The organism is Magnetococcales bacterium, assembly GCA_015231925.1.
GTDB lineage: Bacteria > Pseudomonadota > Magnetococcia > Magnetococcales > JADGAQ01 > JADGAQ01.
The window spans coordinates 1-4,522 of the sequence record JADGAQ010000267.1 but is presented as its reverse complement, the minus strand read 5'-3'; the positions used below and the strand labels follow the sequence as shown (position 1 = coordinate 4,522).

4 protein-coding genes are annotated in these 4,522 nt (G+C 67.7%); all 4 read left to right on the top strand.

Annotation, left to right across the window (positions count from 1 at the left end; translation table 11 throughout):
• Window positions 1-333 (top strand): TetR/AcrR family transcriptional regulator C-terminal domain-containing protein (locus tag HQL56_18480; GenBank protein ID MBF0311505.1); only part of this gene is annotated, 333 nt, incomplete at its 5' end.
• A gap of 99 nt (window positions 334-432) precedes the next feature.
• Entirely contained in the window at window positions 433-1,926 is a 1,494-nt protein-coding gene (locus tag HQL56_18475) for an efflux transporter outer membrane subunit (protein ID MBF0311504.1), read from the top strand.
• Complete coding sequence (locus tag HQL56_18470) at window positions 1,919-3,031, top strand: efflux RND transporter periplasmic adaptor subunit (protein MBF0311503.1); 1,113 nt, start codon at window positions 1,919-1,921, stop codon at window positions 3,029-3,031. Before HQL56_18475 ends, HQL56_18470 begins: the two co-directional genes overlap by 8 nt.
• Window positions 3,028-4,522, top strand: a 1,495-nt coding sequence (locus HQL56_18465; GenBank protein MBF0311502.1) for an efflux RND transporter permease subunit, incomplete at its 3' end; no start/stop codon positions are given. The genes HQL56_18470 and HQL56_18465, both read left to right, overlap by 4 nt.

Below are 4,522 nucleotides of genomic sequence, written 5' to 3'. Positions count from 1 at the left end.
CAGTTTCTCACCCTGTGCCGTTCCGATGATGTCATCGGCGCCTTTCGCACCATGTTTGCCGCTGCGGGACAACAGGTCTCGGCGTGCGAGGCCTTCTACCGCCTCGGGCCCGACAAACTGGTGCATCAGGTGGCCCTCTACCTTCACGCCGCCGATGCGGCGGGCAGCCTCGCCATCCCCTCTGCGGAAAAGGCCGCCGATCAGTTCCTCTCCCTGTTCACGGGGCTGGCCCACATCCGTTCCCTGCTCGGCCTGGGCAGACCCTCCTCCGAGGAGGATCAGGCCCTGATCCAGGCCAATGTGGCCCTCTTCCTGCGCGCCTACCGCCCGTAACCTTCCCTGGCAAGCGGCTGAATAATTTACTTGACTGTCAGGTAAACTTCGTTACTATGAATCATACTATACGGTACAGTAAATCTACGGATGCCCGACATGACGCTGCCAAGCTGCTCCTCTCCTTCCGGACGGTCACGGGGATATGGCCTGCTGATGCTGGCCCTGTTTCTGGCGGCGTGCGCCGAACGCTCCCCGACTCCGCTGCCCGATGCCGCCTTCAGCCCGGCGTTTCGCCGGGCGGGTGAAACGGAAAGGAGCGGGCCGACGGCGGCAACGGCCTGGTGGGCCGCTTTCGGCGATACGACGCTGGTCCGTCTGGTGGAACGGGCCGCCGCCGCCAACCACGATATCCGCATCGCCGTGGAACGGGCGAAACAGGCGGGGTACGGCGTGGAGGTGGCGGAGGCGCGACTCTTCCCGGAGATCGGACTCGGCGCCTCGATGGCGGAAACGCGCACCGGGTACGCCGATCCGGTCAAACGGGGTCTTCCCGACACCCGTAGCGGTCGGCTGGGTCTGGAAACCCGCTGGGAGCTGGATCTCTTCGGCGGGGCGCGTGCTGCGGTGAACGGGGCGCGGGAGGAGTCGCAGGCGGCTTTGCAGGGTGTTGCCGGGGCGCAATTGTTGACCGTGAGCGAGGTGGCGCGCCACTATTTTCTCCGGCAGGGGGCACGGGAGCGTCTGGGGCTGATGCAGACGCTTCTGGATACCCGGCAGGAGATGGAAAACCTGACCCGCCATCGCTGGCAACAGGGTCTCGACAGCGAACGGGAGGTGGTGCGGGCCGAGACGGAGCGCCGCAATCTGAGCGCCGCGCTGCCGCCGCTGCGCACCCTGATGAGTGCCGGCGAAAGCCGTCTGGCCCTCCTCCTGGGAGCGGACCCGTCGACCCCCGTTGCCGAACTCGGGATGGCCGGGGATTTGCCCCGGGAGCTGCCCGAGGTGGCGGCGGGACAACCCCCGGAGCTGCTGGAGCGCCGCCCCGATTTGCTGGCGGCCCGGCATCGGCTGGCTGCGGAGGGGGAACGGTTGCAGGAGGCCCGCAGTCACCTCTTCCCCACGCTGTTTCTGAGTGCGCTCTTCGGACGGCAAAACCTCCGCCTCAATGCGGATCCCGAGCTGGCCACCGCCCGTTTCTCCCATGTGGCGCTGGCCTTCGCCATGCCGTTGTTCACCGCCGGAGCCCTCCGTGCCGGAATCGAGGCCCAGTCGTCGCGGCAGCGGCAGGCGCTGCTGGAGTACGAAAAGGCCATTCGTCAGGCGGTGGAGGAGGTTGAAGTCTCGCTGGCGGCTCTCTACGACGAAAAGGCCCGCTTCGAGGCCCTTGCCGCTGCCGCCGGGAGCAGCCGGCGTACCCGGCAACATGCCGATGCCCTGTTTCGCGAAGGCGAGACCGGCCGGTTGCCGCAGCTCGAAGCCCGGTGCGGGGAGCTGGCTGCGGAACTGGCCCTTTCCGAAAGCCGGGCCCGCCGCGCTCTGCTTTCGGTTCAGCTCTACAAAGCCCTCGGCGGGGGCTGGAACGCCCTGCCGCCGCCGGCGAATGCCGCCGGATCCCCACCTTCCGTCCAGGGAGTCGCGGACCATGAGTGATCTCTCCCGTCGTCTGCTCAGAGGCCTGATCCTCGCCGCGCTGCCGATGGCCGCCTGCAGCGAGCATCCACCCGTGGCCGAGCCGGTCAAGCCGGTGCTGGTGACCACGGTGCGCCACCTGCCCCTGGAGGTGGATCGCACCTTCACCGCCTTCGTCCAGGCGCGGCGGGAATCGGAGCTGGCCTTTCGCGCCGGGGGACGCATCGTGGCCCGGCTGGTCGAGGTGGGGGATGCGGTGGTGACGGGTCAGCCTCTGGCCCGCCTCGATGCCGCCGAATATGAACTGGCATTGCGGGCGACGGAGGAGCAGTACCGCGCCGCCGAGGCGGAGGCCTCCCAGGCCGTCGCCGACAGCGAACGGTTGACCCGGTTGTTGAGCGACCAGTCGGTTGCCGTGGCCGATCAGGAGCGGCAGCGGGCCCGTCGCGACGCCGCCGTGGCGCGTCAGGCCCAGGCCCGGCATCAGGTGGAGCTGGCGCGTCTCAAAGTGCGCCATGCCATCCTTCGGGCCGAATTCGACGGTGTGGTCGTCTCCCGGCGCTTCGAGGTCGGGCAGGTGGTGGCCGAGGGACATCCCCTCCTCGGCCTGGCCCGTTTGACGGATTTGGAACTGGTGGCCGATCTGCCGGAGGCCCTGGCGCCTCGCGCCGCTTCGCTGGTCGCCACGGGCCTTTTCCCGGCGGCATCGCAGGCCCCGGTAGCCCTGAAACTGCGGGAACTTTCCCCCCAGGCGGCGCTTCCCGGTCGCACCTTCCGGGCCCGTTTCACCGCATCGGAGGCCCCTGCCGCGCTTCGTCCGGGCATGAGCGCCAGCTTGCGCCTGGAGGAGCGGGAGAAGGATCACGCCGCCCCCCTGCCCGCCACCTCCCTGCTGAAAACCGGCGGCTCCCCTTCGGTCTGGCGGCTGCCGCACGGGGGCGACCGGTTGGAGCAGCGCAACGTGCGCATCGTGCGCCTGAGCGGAGAGACCGTCTGGCTCCAGGGGCTTGACGACGGCGACCGGGTGGTCACCGCCGGCGTGCAGAAGCTGGACGCAGGCCTGACGGTCCGGCCCGTGGAACGCAGCGCCAGCGGGCTGGAGCGACAGGGGGGGGCCTGGCGATGAGCGGCTTCAACCTCTCTTCCTGGGCGGTGAACCACCGGCCCATGGTGTTGTTCCTCATTCTGGCCACCCTGCTGGCGGGCCTCTTCTCCTATGTCCATCTGGGCCGTTCCGAAGACCCGGTCTTCAACGTGCCCATGATGACTGCCGTCGTGGTCTGGCCCGGCGCTTCGGCGCGAGAGGTGCAGGATCAGGTGATCAACCGCATGGAACGCACCCTGCGCGAGCTGGAAGGCTTCGACTTCGTGCGCAGTTTTTCCCGCCAGGGTTACGGGGCGCTGACCCTGCGCCTGAAGGGCCGCATGACGCGACAGGAGTTCGCCGATGCCTGGTATCAGGCCCGCAAGAAGATCGGCGACTCCCGCCGGGAGTGGCCGGAAGGGGTGCAGGGCCCCCACTTCAACGACGAATACAACGACGTCTACATGTCCCTGCTGGCTCTGAGCGGCGATGGCCTCTCCATGGCGGAACTCCTGGAGTATGCTGAAAAGATCAAGATCGAGCTGCAGTCCGTTCCCACCCTGAGCAAGGTCGATATCCTCGGCAAACAGGCGGAAAAGGTCTTCGTGGAGTTTTCCAGTCCCCGACTGGCCGCCCTGGGCCTCTCTCCCCTCACCCTGTTCGAGGCGTTGGCCCGGCAGAATGGCCTGCAGCCCTCGGGTTTCGTGGAGAGTGGATCGGATCGGGTCTTCATCCGGGTGGACGGGGCCCTGCGCGACGCCGCCGATACCGCCGGGGTGGCCATCGAGGCGGGTGGCCGACTGCTGCGCCTGGGCGATGTGGCCAAGGTCTACTCCGGGTACGAGGATCCCCCCTCCTTTGCCATCCGCCACAACGGACAGCCGGTGTTGACCCTCGCGTTGACCATGAGCGCCCAGGCCAATATCCTCAAAGTGGGGCAGCAGGTCGAGGAGCGTCTGAGGGCCGTTCGGGCCACCCTGCCCGCCGGTGTCGAACTGGAACAGTACGCCGACCAGCCGCGTGTGGTGGCGGAATCGGTCTGGGAGTTCGAAAAATCCTTTCTCGAAGCCCTGGCCATCGTGCTGGCGGTCTCCTTCTTCTTTCTGGGGCGCGGCGCCGGCATCGTGGTGGCGGCCTCGGTGCCGCTGGTGCTGGGTCTGGTGGTCATCGTCATGTATCTGGCGGACTGGAGCCTGGATCGCATCTCCCTGGGTTCGCTCATCATCGCCCTGGGACTGCTGGTGGACGACGCCATCATCGCCGTGGAGATGATGGTGGTGAAGCTGGAACAGGGTTGGGATCGCCTGCAGGCGGCCTCCTTTGCCTATACCTCCACCGCTTTCCCCATGCTCACCGGCACACTGGTCACCGTGGCGGGATTCATGCCCGTGGGCTTTGCCAAATCGATCGCCGGGGAGTACGCCGGGGGCATCTTCTGGGTGGTGGGGGTGGCGTTGATCGCCTCCTGGTTCGTGGCGGTGGTCTTCACCCCTTACCTCGGCGTGGCCCTGCTGCCCGTCGGCCAGGCCAGCC

What these genes read in the sequence shown, in the direction of transcription:
- HQL56_18475 (MBF0311504.1), top strand. Translation starts at nt 433, where the DNA reads ATGACGCTGCCAAGCTGCTCCTCTCCTTCCGGACGGTCACGGGGATAT.
- HQL56_18470 (MBF0311503.1), top strand. Translation starts at nt 1,919, where the DNA reads ATGAGTGATCTCTCCCGTCGTCTGCTCAGAGGCCTGATCCTCGCCGCG.